The organism is Sphaerisporangium dianthi, assembly GCF_042654065.1.
In the GTDB taxonomy this organism is placed as follows: Bacteria; Actinomycetota; Actinomycetes; order Streptosporangiales; family Streptosporangiaceae; genus Sphaerisporangium; species Sphaerisporangium dianthi.
In genome coordinates this window covers 566,518-581,013 of sequence record NZ_JBHSFP010000002.1, presented here as the reverse complement: position 1 = coordinate 581,013, position 14,496 = coordinate 566,518, and the positions used below count along the sequence as shown (strand labels likewise).

General features: G+C 71.8%; 16 protein-coding genes. 9 read left to right on the top strand and 7 right to left on the bottom strand.

Annotation, left to right across the window (positions count from 1 at the left end):
• Nucleotides 1–14: 14 nt before the first annotated feature.
• Nucleotides 15–617 carry a TetR/AcrR family transcriptional regulator gene (locus ACFO60_RS05650; protein ID WP_380837823.1) on the bottom strand — a complete coding sequence of 201 codons (603 nt, stop codon included), beginning with the start codon at nt 615–617 and terminating at the stop codon, nt 15–17.
• Nucleotides 618–828: 211 nt separating this feature from the next.
• Between ACFO60_RS05650 and ACFO60_RS05645 the strand changes: the two genes are divergently transcribed.
• The 7 genes from ACFO60_RS05645 to ACFO60_RS05615 all read left to right on the top strand — a co-directional run bounded on the left by ACFO60_RS05645 (nt 829) and on the right by ACFO60_RS05615 (nt 7,855).
• Nucleotides 829–3,042, top strand: a complete 2,214-nt coding sequence (locus tag ACFO60_RS05645; RefSeq protein ID WP_380837820.1) for a transglycosylase domain-containing protein — start codon at nt 829–831, stop codon at nt 3,040–3,042.
• Between the two features lie 113 nt (nt 3,043–3,155).
• Nucleotides 3,156–3,515: a BlaI/MecI/CopY family transcriptional regulator gene (locus ACFO60_RS05640; RefSeq protein WP_380837818.1), complete on the top strand. Its 360-nt coding sequence runs from the start codon at nt 3,156–3,158 to the stop codon at nt 3,513–3,515.
• The gene (locus ACFO60_RS05635) at nt 3,512–4,441 is read left to right on the top strand and encodes a M56 family metallopeptidase (protein ID WP_380837816.1); all 930 of its coding nucleotides are present in this window, start codon (nt 3,512–3,514) and stop codon (nt 4,439–4,441) included. Before ACFO60_RS05640 ends, ACFO60_RS05635 begins: the two co-directional genes overlap by 4 nt.
• Before the next feature lie 70 nt (nt 4,442–4,511).
• A complete protein-coding gene (locus ACFO60_RS05630) occupies nt 4,512–4,994 on the top strand; it encodes a helix-turn-helix domain-containing protein (RefSeq protein WP_380837813.1) in 483 nt (160 codons plus the stop codon).
• Nucleotides 4,995–4,997: 3 nt separating this feature from the next.
• Nucleotides 4,998–5,441: a hypothetical protein gene (locus ACFO60_RS05625; RefSeq protein ID WP_380837811.1), complete on the top strand. Its 444-nt coding sequence runs from the start codon at nt 4,998–5,000 to the stop codon at nt 5,439–5,441.
• Between the two features lie 305 nt (nt 5,442–5,746).
• Nucleotides 5,747–6,088, top strand: coding sequence for a DUF2516 family protein (locus ACFO60_RS05620; protein ID WP_380837809.1), 342 nt, complete (start codon nt 5,747–5,749; stop codon nt 6,086–6,088).
• Nucleotides 6,089–6,190: 102 nt separating this feature from the next.
• Nucleotides 6,191–7,855, top strand: coding sequence for a DUF2207 domain-containing protein (locus ACFO60_RS05615; protein WP_380837806.1), 1,665 nt, complete (start codon nt 6,191–6,193; stop codon nt 7,853–7,855).
• 130 nt (nt 7,856–7,985) lie between these two features.
• Here ACFO60_RS05615 and ACFO60_RS05610 read toward each other — a convergent pair whose 3' ends face one another.
• Entirely contained in the window at nt 7,986–8,942 is a 957-nt protein-coding gene (locus tag ACFO60_RS05610; RefSeq protein ID WP_380837803.1) for an asparaginase, read from the bottom strand.
• Nucleotides 8,943–9,176: 234 nt separating this feature from the next.
• On the opposite strand from ACFO60_RS05610, the gene dtd reads away from it, so the two are divergent.
• Nucleotides 9,177–9,602 (top strand): D-aminoacyl-tRNA deacylase, encoded by a 426-nt coding sequence (gene dtd / locus ACFO60_RS05605; protein ID WP_380837800.1) that lies wholly within the window; start codon nt 9,177–9,179, stop codon nt 9,600–9,602.
• Between the two features lie 17 nt (nt 9,603–9,619).
• Here dtd and ygfZ read toward each other — a convergent pair whose 3' ends face one another.
• The 3 genes from ygfZ to ACFO60_RS05590 all read right to left on the bottom strand — a co-directional run bounded on the left by ygfZ (nt 9,620) and on the right by ACFO60_RS05590 (nt 12,034).
• On the bottom strand, nt 9,620–10,678 hold the full coding sequence (ygfZ, locus tag ACFO60_RS05600; RefSeq protein ID WP_380837797.1) for a CAF17-like 4Fe-4S cluster assembly/insertion protein YgfZ: 1,059 nt from the start codon (nt 10,676–10,678) through the stop codon (nt 9,620–9,622).
• A 38-nt stretch (nt 10,679–10,716) separates the two neighbouring features.
• Nucleotides 10,717–11,130: a Fur family transcriptional regulator gene (locus tag ACFO60_RS05595; RefSeq protein WP_380837794.1), complete on the bottom strand. Its 414-nt coding sequence runs from the start codon at nt 11,128–11,130 to the stop codon at nt 10,717–10,719.
• Between the two features lie 415 nt (nt 11,131–11,545).
• On the bottom strand, nt 11,546–12,034 hold the full coding sequence (locus ACFO60_RS05590; RefSeq protein ID WP_380837791.1) for a heme-binding beta-barrel domain-containing protein: 489 nt from the start codon (nt 12,032–12,034) through the stop codon (nt 11,546–11,548).
• Between the two features lie 100 nt (nt 12,035–12,134).
• Here ACFO60_RS05590 and ACFO60_RS05585 point away from each other — a divergent pair, with 100 nt between their 5' ends.
• A complete protein-coding gene (locus ACFO60_RS05585; protein ID WP_380837789.1) occupies nt 12,135–12,497 on the top strand; it encodes a DsrE family protein in 363 nt (120 codons plus the stop codon).
• A 31-nt stretch (nt 12,498–12,528) separates the two neighbouring features.
• Here the strand turns inward: ACFO60_RS05585 and ACFO60_RS05580 are convergent, their stop codons facing one another.
• Together ACFO60_RS05580 and ACFO60_RS05575 are read right to left on the bottom strand one after the other, a co-directional pair.
• Entirely contained in the window at nt 12,529–13,242 is a 714-nt protein-coding gene (locus ACFO60_RS05580; protein WP_380837787.1) for a type 1 glutamine amidotransferase, read from the bottom strand.
• Nucleotides 13,232–14,461 (bottom strand): MurT ligase domain-containing protein, encoded by a 1,230-nt coding sequence (locus ACFO60_RS05575; protein ID WP_380837785.1) that lies wholly within the window; start codon nt 14,459–14,461, stop codon nt 13,232–13,234. The genes ACFO60_RS05580 and ACFO60_RS05575 overlap by 11 nt, the downstream gene beginning before the upstream one ends.
• Nucleotides 14,462–14,496 lie beyond the last annotated feature (35 nt).

Here is a 14,496-nt window from a genome sequence, read left to right as displayed (position 1 = left end):
GGATCTCCCACCTTTCATGATCGGGGGCCGCCGGTGGACTCCGGCGCCGCCTGCCACGCCCGCACGACGCGGGCCACCACCGCCTCGACCAGCCAGGCGAAACTCTCGTCGGCGGAGACGTCCAGCGCGAACACCCCGGAGGCCTCCAGGGCGCAGAAGCCCTGGACGGCGCTGCGGAGGCCGCGCACGGCGTGCACCAGCGCCTCGCCGCCGTCCGGGCCGGCGGCCAGAACGTCGGCGACGACGGCCGCGGCCTCGTCGGCGGCGCGGCGGACCTCGTCGTCCCGGTAACCGTCCACGACGAGGCTCGTGGCGGCGTAGAGGCCTGGATGCTCGTGGGCGTACCGGCGCTGGGCGTGGGCGAGGGCGTGCAGGGCCTCGGCCCCTGAGCGGCCGGTGGCGGCGCGGCGGCAGCGCTCGGCGATGTCCCGATGGCCCCTGACGCACAGCGAGGCGCGCAGTTCGCGCAGGCCGCCGGGCAGGTGGACGTACAGGCTCGGGGCGGCCACGTCGAGGTGGCGGGCCAGCGCGCTCAGGGTCAGAGCGTCAAGGCCGTGCTGGTCGGCGTAGGCGGTGGCGGCCTCGATGATCGCCTGCCGGGTGAGCCTCTTGCGCATCGTCGTTCCCTCGCCTACCGGCTCCACGGGCATTCTCGCCGCCTCTGAGACTGTCGTTTCCCCCCATGCGGCCCGGTGAACGTCGCCGCTCACCGTCGCAGGGCCGCGCCGAACGCCGGCGATGATCTTCGAATGGACGGCCGGGACCGTGAGCACTCATTCTTTCCTATAAGGTTTAGGTTAAACCCTAATGTCAATAGGGGAGGGTTTGATGTTCAGCCTCGGGGAGCAGGGCCCGGACCACGAGCTCGGCGAGCGTTACGACGGCCCGCCCGCGCGGCGCGCCCTGTCGAACATCGCGCGCCTGGCCACCGCCGCGGTGGCCGCGGGCGTGCTGGTGGCGGGCCTGGCGCTGCCCGTCGTGGGCGGCGGGGGCGCCGCCGTGATGGAGGCGTCGGACGAGCTGAACCTCAAGCCGGCCGACCTGGTGGAGCCGCCGCTGGCGGAGAAGACAACCGTACTGGACGCCAACGGCCGCCAGATCGCCCAGTTCTGGGACGTCTACCGCGAGGTCGTGCCGCTCACCCAGGTCTCCGACGTGATGAAGACCGCGATCATCTCCATCGAGGACTTCCGCTTCTACGAGCACGGCGCGATCGACCTCGAGGGCACGGCCCGGGCGCTGGCCCGCAACCTGCAGTCCGGCGGGGTGAGCCAGGGCGGCTCCAGCATCACCCAGCAGTACGTCAAGCAGGTCCTGCTCAACGCGGCCGTCACAGAGAAGGAGAAGAAGCGGGCGCTGGAGGCGAGCTACGCGCGCAAGCTGAACGAGCTGCGTTTCGCGATGGCCGTCGAGCAGAAGTACACCAAGGACCAGATCCTCGAGAAGTACCTGAACATCGCCTATTTCGGGGCAGGCGCCAACGGCGTCGAGGCCGCGGCCAAACGGTTCTTCGGCGTACACGCCTCCCAGCTCAACCTGTGGCAGGCGGCGACCCTGGCCGGCGCCGTCCAGCTGCCCACCGCCACCGACCCCGAGGGCGGCAAGAAGAACCGCCGGCGCCTGCTCGATCGGCGCGACACCGTCCTCGACCGCATGGCCCAGCTCGGCAAGATCACAAAAGAGCAGGCCGCGGAGGCCAAGGCCAGGAAACTGGGGTACAAGGGCACCCCGCTGCCCGGCAACTGCACGGCCAGCCCTTACCCGTACTTCTGCGTGTACCTGCGCGAGGAGTTCCTGCGCAACCCCGCCTTCGGCAAGACCGAGGAGGAGCGCGCCCGGCTCCTCTACCGCGGCGGCCTGACGATCAGGTCGACCCTGGATCCCCGCACGCAGAAGGCCGCCGAGAAGGCCATCGAGAACCACGTGCACGCCACGGACGCACCGGTCGCCTCGGAGGCGCTGATCCAGCCGGGCACCGGAGCGATCAAGGCGATGGCGGCCAGCCGGCCGTACGGCACCTCCGCGCGGCAGGGCGAGATGTCGTACAACATCGTGGCCGACAAGGCGCACGGCGGCATCGGCGGCTTCCAGGCGGGCTCCACCTTCAAGACCTTCACGCTGATCACGGCGCTGAAGCAGGGCATGAAGATCAATGACGGCTTCACCGTCGGCAACGGCTACCGCGCCGCGGGATACGGCGACTTCAAGAACTGCGCGGGCGGGCGCATCGGCGACCCGACCCACACCATCACCAACGACGAGGGCGAGGGCGGGTTCCAGACGCTGCAGACGGGCACCTGGCACTCGGTCAACACCTTCTTCCTCGAACTGGAGCGCCGCGTCGGCCTGTGCCCCACCGTCCAGACCGCCAGGTCGCTCGGCGTCAAGCGCGCCGACGGCGCACCGCTGCAGGAGTACGAGACCTTCACCCTCGGCATCAACGAGATGGACCCGGTCACCGTCGCCAACGCCTACGCCGCCATCGCCGCGAGCGGGAAGTACTGCGCGCCCATGGTGATCACGCGGATCACCGGCCAGAACGGCAAGGTGACCGACTACTCGCCGCGGTGCCGCCAGGCGCTGGACCCCGGCGTCGCCGACGCCACCGCGCACATCCTGTCGGGCGTGCTGACCAAGGGGACGATGCGGGCCGTGGGCGGCATCGGCCGCGACGCCGCAGGCAAGACCGGCACCACCGACGACCAGGCGACCGCGTGGTTCGCCGGCTTCACCCCCGACCTCGCCGGCGCGGTCAGCCTCGGCGACCCCCGCGGCGCGGTGGCGCACAAGCTCAACGGCGTGACGATCGGCGGCAGGTACTACGGCCAGGTCTTCGGGGCCACCATCCCCGGCCCGATCTGGAAGGACACCTTCCTGGCCGCGCTGAAGAACGTGGAGCCGACGCCCTTCCCGCCGCTCGACACCGCGCGCTTCGGCGGCTGCGGCGCCGCGTGCGTCCCCGACCGTCCCGCCGGGGACCAGGAGGACGAGCCCGGAGGCGACGCCGTGGTCGTCACGCCCGGCGTCACCGAGCGCCGCTGAGCCATGGACGCGCCCGGCCTCACGGGATCCGAGCCGATGGCACGCCGCGACCGCGGGGCTCGCCCCGTCTGGCCTCTACACGACGTAGTACTACCCGAGGTAGGCTTGCTCACGTGAAGGGTCTGGGCGAGCTTGAACGCAGCATCATGGACATCCTGTGGGCTCACGACGCCCCGTTGACCGCCAGGGAGGTCGGCCGTCTGATCGCCGACCGCGACCTCGCCCCCACGACGGTGATGACCGTCCTCGACCGGCTCACCCGCAAAGGCTTCCTCAACCGCACCCGCGACGGGCGCGCCTGGCGCTACGCACCGGCGGCCGGCCGCGACGCCTACATCGCTGAGCTTATGCTGGAAGCACTCGAGATGACCGGTGACCGCTCGGCGGCGCTCACGCGCTTCGCCCAGACGGTCTCGGGGTCCGAGGCCGACATCCTCCGCAGAGCACTAACGGAGCTGGAAGAGGAAGAGTGATCGCCGCCGCCGTCCTTGCCGCGCTCGCCACGGCGTGCGCGCTCGGGGCATGGCGGCTGGCGTTCGCCCGGTGGCCGTGGCGGGCCCCCCGGTCGGCCATCCTGCTCTGGCAGTCGCTCGGCGTCACGTGGGGGCTGGCGAGCGTCGGCGCTCTGCTGGCGTACGCGCTCGCGCCGTACGGCGGCGGCGTGGTGTACGGGCTGCACACCTTCCTCGACTCCGTGATCTCCTTAGGCCTTGGCCACGGCCTGCTCGGCCCGTACGACCTGCCGCGCGTGGCCGCCCTCACCGCCGGGCTGACCCTGCTGGCCGTGCTCGTCGTGGTGCTGCTCGCGGCCGGCACACAGACGCTGCGGGCCCGCCGGCGCCACCGCGCGCTGCTGTGCCTGATCGCCCACGACGACCCCGGGGTGCCCGGGGTCCGCATCCTCGACCATCCGGGCGCCGCCGCGTACTGCCTGCCGGGCCTGCGGTCGGAGGTCGTGGTCAGCGCGGGCACGCTGTCGCTGCTCAGCCACGACGAGCTCACCGCGGTGCTGGCCCACGAGGCCGCCCACGTCCGCGAACGGCACGATCTGGTGCTGCTGCCGTTCACCGCGCTCAGCTGGGCGCTGCCGTGGCTGGGCGTGGTGCGCAACGCGCACTCGTCGGTCGCCCTGCTGGTCGAGATGGCCGCCGACGACCGCGCCCGCCGCTACTGCTCGCCGCGCCGCCTGGCCACGGCGCTGCTGCGTTTCGGCACGGCCGGAGCGGTGCCGGCGCCCGACGGCGCGCTCGGCGCGGGCAGCAGCGACCACGTGATGGCCCGGGTGAACCGCCTGGTCAAGCCGGGCGCCGCGCTGCCGCGCCGGTTCCGCTACAGCCTGGTGACCTTCTCGGTGCTGCTGACGATCTCCGCGCCGCTGCTGTGGCTGTATCCGGGGTGACCCCGCCAAGCGCTAGCTGACGTTAGCCTTTGTGTTTGCATTTGCAAGCACCGCGGCGCATACTGGAGTCATGGAACTACCGAAGGTCGGCTCGATCGGCGAGTACATCCGCGATCAGCGGAAGCAGGCGAAGATCTCTCTGCGCCAGCTCGCCACTCAGGCCGGGGTGTCCAACCCCTACCTGAGCCAGATCGAGCGCGGGCTGCGCAAGCCGAGCGCGGAGATCCTGAACCAGATCGCCAAGGGCCTGCGCATCTCTTCGCAGGCGCTTTATGTGCAGGCGGGTCTCATCGAAGACCGCGAACCGGACAGCGACGTGCTCGCCGCCATCGTGGCCGACCGCACCCTCACCGAGCGGCAACGCCAGGTGCTGATCGACATATACGAGTCGTTCCGCAAGGAGAACCGAGTCGAGGCTCCGCTCGGCGCCGAGCAGACCGCCGAGAACGCCCGGTACGAGCCGGAGCCCCAAGGGGTCGACGCGGTTCCCGCCGAGGAGGCTGCCACCTCCTCGCCGAACGGCCGCATTCAACCGGAACCCAAGGAAGGTTAACCCATGCCTCTCAACGACGAGGTCAAGAAGCTCGCCGAGTCCAAGCCGTTCTACGCCGTCGCCGGAGCCGGCGATTTCGCGGTCGAGAAGCTCCGCGAGCTGCCCGAGCAGCTCCACCGCCTGCAGTCGCGCCGGGACGAGGTCGGCGCCGCCGCGCGCGACCTGCCCACGCTGGCCAAGAAGTACGCCGCCAACGTGCAGGTCAAGGCCGAGTCCGTGGCCAAGGACCTGCCCGAGAAGGCCAAGGAGTACGCCGACACCATCGGCGCCAGGGCCGCGCTGCTGTACGACGAGTTCGCCAACCGCGGCCGCAAGGTCGTCAGCCGGGTGACCGGCGAGGCCGCCCTCGAGCTGGAGGACGTCTCGACCTCCGCCGAGCCGGCGATCGCCTCCCGCACGACGACCGCTCCGCGCAAGAGCACCCGCACCACCGGCAGCAAGGCCTGAGCCACCCGCCGCCGCTCCGCGCGGCGCGGGCGATGGGCCGCACACCCGGCCCCGCAACGCCCGAACGCCGTTGGCCCGTCCCGGAACTCCGGGACGGGCCTCGCGCGTTGGAGGTGCGGGCCGGCGTCTCGGCCGACCCGCCGGCCGTTCCTCCGCTGCCCGCCGTCCGCCGATCATCTCCGCCGTTCGCGGCGCCGTCCGGTCGACCGGCGGCAGGGTGGCCGGCGGCGCCCGCCGCGGGGCCCGCCAGGCCCCCGATCGGGCTAGGCTGAAGCCGGCCGTCAATATGACCCCTGGGAGAGGCGATGTTCGAGATTCACAGCTTCTTGGATCTCATTTTCTTTGTACTCGCCGTCGCGGCCTTCGGCATGTGCGCGTGGGCCCTCTTCCACGCGATCAGGACCCCGGCCCGCGCGTTCGCCATGGCCCAGAAGCTCAGCAAGAAGCTCTGGCTGCTGTTCCTGAGCCTCGCGACCCTGTTCACCTTCGCCGCCGTGGTCGGGTACGCCGGGCTGACGGCCATCAGCTTCTTCACGATCATCTCGGTCGTCGCGTCGGGCGTCTATCTGGCGGACGTCAAGCCGGCCGTCGGCGAGATCGGCCGCGGCGGTCGCGGCGGGAACAACGGCCCGTACGGCCCCTGGTAGACCACCCTCCCGCCCACCAGGCTTGTCCCGGTTTGTTGGGGCTTGATGAGGCATGGGTGTTCCCGCTACGGCTGTCGGCGCCGACCGCTAGGCTGACGCCCCATGGTGGATCTCGTTCGTCGACGCGCGCTCGCGGTCGCGGTCGCGCTGGCGGCGCTGGCCGCGCTCGCCGCCGCGCCGGTCGCGCTCCTCGCCACACCGGCCGCCCACGCCGAGGCGGCGGACGGGGTGAGCAAGGCCGACATCACCGTCGAGCTGCGGCCCGGCGGCGTCCTGCACGTCAAGGAGCAGATCACCTACACCGGTCAGGTCCGGCGCACGCTGCTCACCCGCACCCGGTACGACGACGCGAGCGACCGCGTCTACCGCGTCTCGGGCTTCAAGGGCGACGCCACCCTGGCCGATGACACCATCACGTTCGGCGGCAAGGGCACGGCCACCATCGAGTACGACGTGGCAGGCGCCGTCACCCCCGTCGGCGGCGGCGAGGAACTGCGCTGGTACGCCGTCAACGGCTGGTCGGCGCCCGTCCAGCAGGCCCTGGTCAGGCTGAGCGGCCCCACCCCCCTGCAGAATCTCTCGTGCTTCGCCGGCGACCTCACCTCGGCGACCGGCTGCACCGCGGCCTCCATGGACGAGAGCGGCACGCGCGCCGAGTTCGAGCAGCAAGGGCTCGGCCCCGGGCAGGCGCTCACCGTGGTGGCCGGCTTCCCGCCGGGCACCAGCGGCGGCAGGCCGATCCTCGAGCGGCGGTTCGAGCTCTCCAACGCCTTCACCCTCAGCCCCGTCACCGGCGGAGCGCTCGCCGGGCTGCTGGTGCTGCTGCTCGGCGGCGTCGCGCTCCTCTACTGGACCCGCGGCAGGGACGCCCGCGTCATCGACCACGAGGCCGGCGCCCCGGTCACCACGCTGCGCGACGGCCACTTCTCCCCGCCCGACGGGGTGCGTCCCGGCCAGATCGGCACGCTGATCGACGAGCAGGCCGACGTGATCGACGTCACGGCCACCATCGTCGACCTCGCCGTCCGCGGTTACGTCCACATCGAAGAGCAGCCCCGCGGCGCCTACGACGCCCCCGACTGGCGGCTGGTCAAGGTGCCCGGCGCCCCCATGGACGACCTGCTCGACTACGAGCGGGCGCTGCACATGGCGATCTTCGACGGGCGCGAGTCGGTGCTGCTGTCAGAGCTGCACGGCTCCTTCGCCGCCAGGCTCGGCAAGGTGCGCGACGCGCTCTACCGCGACGTCGTCGCCCAGGGCTGGTTCGCCCGGCGCCCCGACTCTGTGCGCACCCGCTGGACCACCATAGGGGTGATCACCACCGGGCTGGGCGTGCTGGCCACGGTGCTGCTCGCCTGGTTCACCCCCTACGGCCTGCTCGGCCTGGCGTTGATCATCGCCGGAGCCGCCCTGTCGGTGGGCGGGCAGTACATGCCGGCCAAGACCTCGCGCGGCTCCTCCGCCCTCGCCCACACCCTGGGCTTTCGCGACTACCTCGCCTCAGGCGAGATCGGCGAGGTTCCCCCCGCCCAGCGCATCGAGCTGTTCTCCCGCTACCTTCCCTACGCCGTGGTCTTCGACAACGTCGACCGCTGGGCGCGCGTGGTCGCCTCGATGAACGGCAACGGCGCGCAGGCCGACCACCTGTACTGGTACCACGGCCCGGCCGAGTGGGACCTGTCCAAGTTCGCCGACTCCATGCGCACGTTCACGCTGACCACCTCGGGCGCGATCTCGACCTCCCGCCAGTTCCGCCGCGCCTTCTGAGGCCCCCGCCGGTTCCGCCGCGCCTTGTGAGCCCCGCCGGGGACGGTGGCACACCCGCCGCCGGGACGGGCACACCGTTCCGTCCGCCGGGACGGTCGCGCCGCGCCCGCCGCGCCCGCCGGTCGTACGGTCACACCGGGCCGCGGACGCGGAGCTCTCCCACCGGGCGCCCGCCGCCGAACTGCGGCGGGGTGGCCAGCGTGGTCAGCTCGGCGGCCTCCAGGCCGAGGCCGAGCGCGCGCAGCGTGGCGATCGTCACCGGCACGCGGGCACGCGGATTGCCGTCCTCGATCTTGATGGTGCCGGCGTGGCCGTCCTCGAAGGCGAACGCGTCGAACCCCTCGGCGCCCGACTTGACCATGAGCCCGGGGACGGCCCGCATCAGCGTGGCCTCCGGCCGGGTGGTGCCCGAGGTCCACTCGGGGTGGGCGCGCATCGCGTCGGCGACGCGCCGTTCGTGGCTGCCCGGCTCGGCCAGCGCCAAGGTGCGGAAGGCCCGCGCGATGCCGGCCATGGAGGAGAAGAACAGGGGCGCGCCGCAGCCGTCCACACCGGTGGCCGCGACGCGCTCACCGGTCAGCTCCTCGGCCGTGGCGCGGATGGCGCGCTGCAACGGGTGCGCGGGCTGGAGGTAGCCGGAGGTCTGCCACCCGTTGACGACGCAGGTGGACAACATCGCGGCGTGCTTGCCCGAGCAGTTCATGGTGACGCGTGCGGGGCCGCCGCCGGAACGCAGCACGCGGTGGGCCGTGGCGACGTCGAGCGGGAGGTCCTCGGGACACTGGAGGGCGGTCTCGTCCAGCCCGGCGACCGCCAGGATCTTCGCGACCCCTTCCAGGTGGAACTGCTCGCCCGAATGGCTGGCGCAGGCGAGTGCGAGCAGCTCGCCGTCCAGCGCGAGGCCGGCGCGCAGCATGCCGAGCGCCTGGATGGGCTTCATGGACGAACGCGGCGACGCCGCCGCGGCGACGTCGCCGTGGACCACGGCGGGCTTGCCCTCGGCATCCATGGCGAAGACCCAGGCGCGATGGACCGACTCGACGAACCCGGAACGAACTACTTCCACGATCAGTGGCGCAACGGACACTTCATCTCCCTTCGCACCTGAGTTTACGGACAGACGATCAGCGCCGTTCATGCCCCGGGCCGATGACGCGGAGCCGTACGACGACCACCGGTCGACGGCGGCGCACGGCGGCAGGTCCGCGCCATCACTCCCCCGCCTGTGCGCCGCGAAACGGCGCTCGTGCGGGCGCCGTTTCTCGCGGGCCTTCGCGCGCGCCGTTCGCGGGCGTCCACAGGCGGTGGAAGAATCGGCGCCATGCGCGCGGTCGTCCAGAGGGTGAGTTCCGCGTCCGTGGTCGTCGACGGACGCGTCGTGGGGGCCATCGACGAGCCGGGCCTGCTGGTGCTGGCCGGCGTGACCCACGACGACGGCCCGGCGCAGGCGGCCAAGCTGGCCGCCAAGCTGTGGGGCCTGCGCATCCTGTCCGGCGAGAAGTCCTGCTCGGACATCGGCGCGCCGTTGCTGGTGGTCAGCCAGTTCACCCTCTACGGAGACGCGCGCAAGGGCCGCCGTCCGACCTGGCAGGCGGCGGCGCCGGGGCCGGTGGCCGAACCGCTCGTCGACGCCGTGGTGGCCGAGCTGCGCGCGCTGGGCGCCCGCGTCGAGACCGGCGTGTTCGGGGCCGACATGAAGGTCGCGCTCGTCAACGACGGCCCCATCACCCTCGTCATCGACATCTGACGCCTCCGCCGCGGGTGTCAGCGGATGCGGCGGCGCAGCGCGGGGTCGATGGTCACGTTGCGTCCGGCGTCCGGCGGCACGATGACCTCCTGGGTGGCGGCGACTCCCCCGGCCAGCAGCTCGATGTCCACCGGCACGGTGCGCTTGACCACGGCCAGCGCGATCGGGCCGAGCTCGTGGTGGCGGGCGGAGGTGCCGACGAAGCCCACCTGGCCCGGCTCGGCGGCGCCCTCGGAGGCGGCCTCCGGGTCGGCCTCGCGCGGCGAGCCGACGCCCAGCGTCACCGGCGCGCCGTGCGGCGGGAGGGTGTCGGCGCTGCCGTCGAGGTGGAGGAAGACCAGGCGGCGCGGCGGGTGGCCGAGGTTGTGCACGCGGGCGACGGTCTCCTGACCCCGGTAGCACCCCTTGGACAGGTGGACGGCCGAGCCGATCCATCCGACCTCGTGCGGGATCGTCTTGTGGTCGGTCTCGAAGCCCTCGCGGGGAAGGTAGGCCTCGATGCGCAGCGCCTCGTACGCCCACAGGCCGGCCGGCCGCAGGCCCAGCTCGGCGGGGAGCCCCGCCAGCCGCTCGCGGGGGACCAGCAGGTCGCCGCCGATGGCGATCGCCCCTTCTGGCGCGGAGACGTCGCCGTCGGCCGCGCCCGGAGCCCGCACGGTGACCACGGCGTACGAGGAGGTCATGTCGGTGACCTCGACGCGCAGCATGAAGCGCATCTTCGAAAGGAAGGCGATCAGCGCGGTGGAGGTGCCGGGCTCGACGTGGGCCCAGAGCGACTCGCCGTCGTCGACGAGGGTCAGGTGGTGCTCCAGCCTGCCCTGCGGATCGAGCAACAGCGTCTGGGCCGGCGTGCCGGGGGTGAGCGTGTCGAGTTTCTGCGAGCTGAGGCTGTTGATCCAGCCGAGCCGATCGGGGCCGGAGACGCGGACGACCTCGCGGTTGCTCCGGTCGACGAGGGCCTGCCCCTCGACCAGCGCGCGTTGCTCGGCGTACGGCTCGCCGTAGTGGGCGGCAACGGCGTGGTCGGGCGCCCCGGCGGCCACCGCTCCTGGCATGTCAAGCAGAAGGCTACGCATGGCCCAAGGCTATTGCTCCGCGGGAGGTCGCGATGACGTCATGACCGGCAGTCGCGGCAGCGGCCGAAGACGGTCAGATGGTGGACGTCGGTCTCGAACCCGAGCTGCTCCTCCAGCGTGGTGACCAGGCCGTCGACCATCTCGGGGCGGACCTCGGTGATCTGGCTGCAGCCGCGGCAGACCAGGTGGACGTGGTCGGCCTTGCTCGCCAGGTGGTAGGTGGGGGCGCCGTGCCCCAGATGGGTGTGGGTGACCATGCCGAGCTCTTCGAGAAGCTCCAGCGTGCGGTAGACGGTGGAGATGTTGACTCCCCTGGCCGTCTCTTGCACCTGCCCGCAGATGTCCTCGGGCGTCGCGTGGCCGAGCCGGGTCACCGCCTCCAGCACCAGTTGCCGTTGCGGAGTCACCCGGTAACCGCGAGCGCGCAACTCCTCGTGCCATGTCCCGGTCATGGAACGAGTCTACGAGCAGCGGGGGGACGGAAGGCCGGTCAGGCCGGTCACGGCCCGCCGCGAATATTCTCTTGCCCCGCCGAGAGGGGCTCGCATACCGTACGTAGCACGCAGAAGGGAGGTGGTCCGAACAATGGTTAGTCATTATTGGGCTAGCGAGGTGGCTGTCCGCTAGGACATCGCCCATCGGGACCTTCGTCCAGATGTGTCGTGCCCTCCAGGGCACCGGCGACGTCCGGCGAAATCCAGGCAGACACCGGAACCCCGGGCAGCCGGCGGGAGGAGAAGCTCCTCCCTTGGTCCAGCCGGCCCGTCACCCCAATGGGGACGGAGCGCGCCCGGGGTTCTCTTTTTTCGCCGCCTTCCCCGGTTCGCCGCGCCCGGCGCACGGCCCGCTCGCGAGCGTCCGGCGGGCTCAGCCGACCTTCTTCAGCTCCGCCGACAGGTGCGAGGTCAGCGGCTGTCCTTCGGCGGCCATGTCGTAGGCGTACATCAGGTTGCCGTTGACCAGGCCGTACAGGCGCTGCCCCGCGGTGTACTCCTTGGCGGTGGCCGTGCGCGCGACGACGTCCGTCTGCAGCTCGATCTTGTGGAAGACGACCTCGCCGACGTAGATCTCGACGATGCCCGTCGGGTGGGAGAGCACGACCTCCAGCTGCCGCTCGGGCAGCGAGCGCCAGTAGCCCGACTCGGTGGCGAGGGGCCGGACGATGGTGCCCTCGTCGTCCAGCAGCCAGGTCTTGCTCTGGTAGCTCAGGAACGGCTTGCCGTTGTGCTCGAAGACGATTTCCTGGCCGAACCGGAAGCTCTCGATCGTCGGATAGCCGCCCACCCCGGCGCCCTCCCACCTGCCCAGCAGGAAGGCGATCGGCTCGAGGGCGGGATGAATTGACTGGGAGTCCATGGCACATGAGCCTAAATGCCCGCCCGCCGGAGCGGCGCCATGACACCGGAAGCGGGAATCGCCTGGTGGTGCGCCGTCGTCCGCGAATAGGCTCAGCATCATGGCACGATCAATGGTGATAAAGGTGACGGCTGGCCCAGATGCCCCCGAGAGGTGCAATCAGGCGTTCACCGTCGCGGCCGCGGCCGTGGCGAGCGGAGTGCCCGTGTCCCTCTGGCTGACCGGGGAGTCCGCCTGGTACGGACTGCCGGGCCGGGCCAAGGAGTTCGTCCTGCCGCACGCGACGCCCCTGGCCGACCTGCTCGACGTCGTGCTGGCCGGCGGCACGGTCACCGTCTGCACGCAGTGCGCGGCACGCCGGGACATCGGCGCCGAGGACCTGATCGCCGGCGTCCGCATCGCGGGCGCGTCGACCTTCGTGGAGGAGGTCCTCGGCGAGGGCGTCCAGGCGCTCGTCTACTGAGCGAGGCGCCTGCCGGTACTGAGCGAGGCGCCTACCGGGGCAGCACGGTCGAGAGGCGCTCCTGCCGCAGGCGGTCGTACCAGGTGTCGTCGATCGGCGCCAGAGGACCGGCCATCCAGCTCAGGAACACGTCGGCGAGCCAGGGGTTGCGCGCCAGCGCGGGACCGTGGAGGTAGGTGCCCACGATCTTGCCGGCGTGGCAGCCCTCGGTGCCGTCCCCGTTGCCGACGCCGACGACCGTGCGCGACAGCGGCCGCACCCCCGGGCCGAGCCGGGTGACGCCCATGTGGTTCTCGAAGCCGGTCAGCATGTGACCGCCGAGCCCGGTGTCCACCTCGGCGGCCAGCTCGCCCACGGCGCGGGCCGGGCCGCGGGAGCTCTCGATGTCGAGCAGCCCGATGCCCGCCACCGGCTGGCCTTCCTCGCCGCCGAACACCGACCCCATGATCTGATACCCGGCGCAGACCGCCAGCAGGGACGCGCCCCGGTCGACGGCCCGCTTGAGGCCGTCGTCCTTGCGCAGCCGCTCGGCCGCCAGGATCTGCGGCCGGTCCTCCCCGCCGCCGATCAGGTAGATGTCCCCGGAGTCGGGCACGGGATCGGCGGAGCGGACGTACACGGTCTCGACGGGGATGCCCCGCTTGCGGGCCCGCTGCTCGAGGATCAGGACGTTGCCCTGGTCTCCGTAGGTGCTCAGCAGGTCGGGGTAGATCCACACGATGCGCAGGGCGCTGTCAGACGGCACGGCCGAACTCCGCTCGAATCTGCTGGAAGGCTGTGTAGTTGGCGATCACGTCGACGCGGCCGGGCGCCTGCCCGGCCACGGCGTCGCCGAAGGTCTCGCAGAGCTGGAACGGCACCCCCGCCACGTCCAGGCGGAGCGCCAGGTCGAGCCGCCGCTCACCGGTCACGTACACCGGCCGGCCGACCAGGATGCGGTAGTCCACGTCCCACAGCCACGAGGTGTCGCGGCCGTCGGGGCCCTGGGCGTTCACCGACAGGATGATCGGCAGAGCCGGGTCGGAGACCTCGAAGGCCTCCAGCCAGCCGGCGGGGTTCTTGGCCAGCAGCAGCCGCAGCGAGCGCCCGTCCTTCTCGACCATGGTGTAGCGCCCGGCGACCGAGGTGACCTCGCGCAGTCTCGGCAGGGCGCGCTCGACCGGCAGGCCGAACAGCCCGGCGACCGCCAGGGCGACGGCGGCGTTCGCGCGGTTGGCCCGGCCCGGCAGCCGCAGGTCGAGCACCCAGCGCTGACGGCGCGGGTCGATCACCGCGTCGTCGTCGAGCACCCACGTCGGCTCGGGGCGGCGGAAGGTGCACTCGCGGCAGGCCCAGTCGTCGCCCTTGCGGTCGAGCGGGCCGCCGCATTCGGGGCAGCACCAGGAGTCTTCCTTCCATGGCTGCCCGCACGACACCCAGGTGACCCGGGTCGCCGTCGAGGCGCCCCAGGTGACCAGCGGGTCGTCGCAGTTCGCGACCACGTGGACGTCCTTGCCCGCCAGGGCGCGCCGCCACTTCTGGGCCAGCAGCCAGATCTCGGCCGCGCGGTCCATCTGGTCGCGGCTGAGGTTCATCAGGCAGATGACGGTCGCGCCGGTCGTGTCGAGCACCTCGGGGAGGTACTTCTCGTCGACCTCCAGCACGGCGAACGGCGCCTGCTTGGCCTGCGACAACGCCGAGACATGGCCGGCCGGCATGTTCGCGCCGAAGGCGTTGGTGGCCACCTCGCCGAGCTCCTGGAGCTCGGAGGTGATCAGCCGGGTGGTGGTCGTCTTGCCGTTCGTGGCGCTGACGAGCACGAGCTTGCGGTCGGCGGCCAGCTTGCGCAGCAGATCAGGCTCGAGGATCAGCCCGACGCGGCCGCCGATCACCGATCCGTCGCCGCGTCCGGTGACCCGTGAGAGGGTCGCGGCCGTACGCCCGAGTGCACTCGCGAGCTGAGCCCGCAGCGGTAGCTGGGTCATGCCCGAGATCCTAGTGCGACGCGCGCGAAGAGTCC

Bases quoted from the DNA above. Each gene is read 5' to 3' on its own strand.
- ygfZ (WP_380837797.1), bottom strand. From the start codon at position 10,678: ATGCGTAGCCTTCTGCTTGACATGCCAGGAGCGGTGGCCGCCGGGGCG.
- ACFO60_RS05650 (WP_380837823.1), bottom strand. From the start codon at position 617: ATGCGCAAGAGGCTCACCCGGCAGGCGATCATCGAGGCCGCCACCGCC.
- ACFO60_RS05590 (WP_380837791.1), bottom strand. From the start codon at position 12,034: ATGGACTCCCAGTCAATTCATCCCGCCCTCGAGCCGATCGCCTTCCTG.
- dtd (WP_380837800.1), top strand. From the start codon at position 9,177: ATGCGCGCGGTCGTCCAGAGGGTGAGTTCCGCGTCCGTGGTCGTCGAC.
- ACFO60_RS05645 (WP_380837820.1), top strand. From the start codon at position 829: ATGTTCAGCCTCGGGGAGCAGGGCCCGGACCACGAGCTCGGCGAGCGT.
- ACFO60_RS05595 (WP_380837794.1), bottom strand. From the start codon at position 11,130: ATGACCGGGACATGGCACGAGGAGTTGCGCGCTCGCGGTTACCGGGTG.
- ACFO60_RS05630 (WP_380837813.1), top strand. From the start codon at position 4,512: ATGGAACTACCGAAGGTCGGCTCGATCGGCGAGTACATCCGCGATCAG.
- ACFO60_RS05575 (WP_380837785.1), bottom strand. From the start codon at position 14,461: ATGACCCAGCTACCGCTGCGGGCTCAGCTCGCGAGTGCACTCGGGCGT.
- ACFO60_RS05625 (WP_380837811.1), top strand. From the start codon at position 4,998: ATGCCTCTCAACGACGAGGTCAAGAAGCTCGCCGAGTCCAAGCCGTTC.
- ACFO60_RS05620 (WP_380837809.1), top strand. From the start codon at position 5,747: ATGTTCGAGATTCACAGCTTCTTGGATCTCATTTTCTTTGTACTCGCC.
- ACFO60_RS05585 (WP_380837789.1), top strand. From the start codon at position 12,135: ATGGCACGATCAATGGTGATAAAGGTGACGGCTGGCCCAGATGCCCCC.
- ACFO60_RS05615 (WP_380837806.1), top strand. From the start codon at position 6,191: ATGGTGGATCTCGTTCGTCGACGCGCGCTCGCGGTCGCGGTCGCGCTG.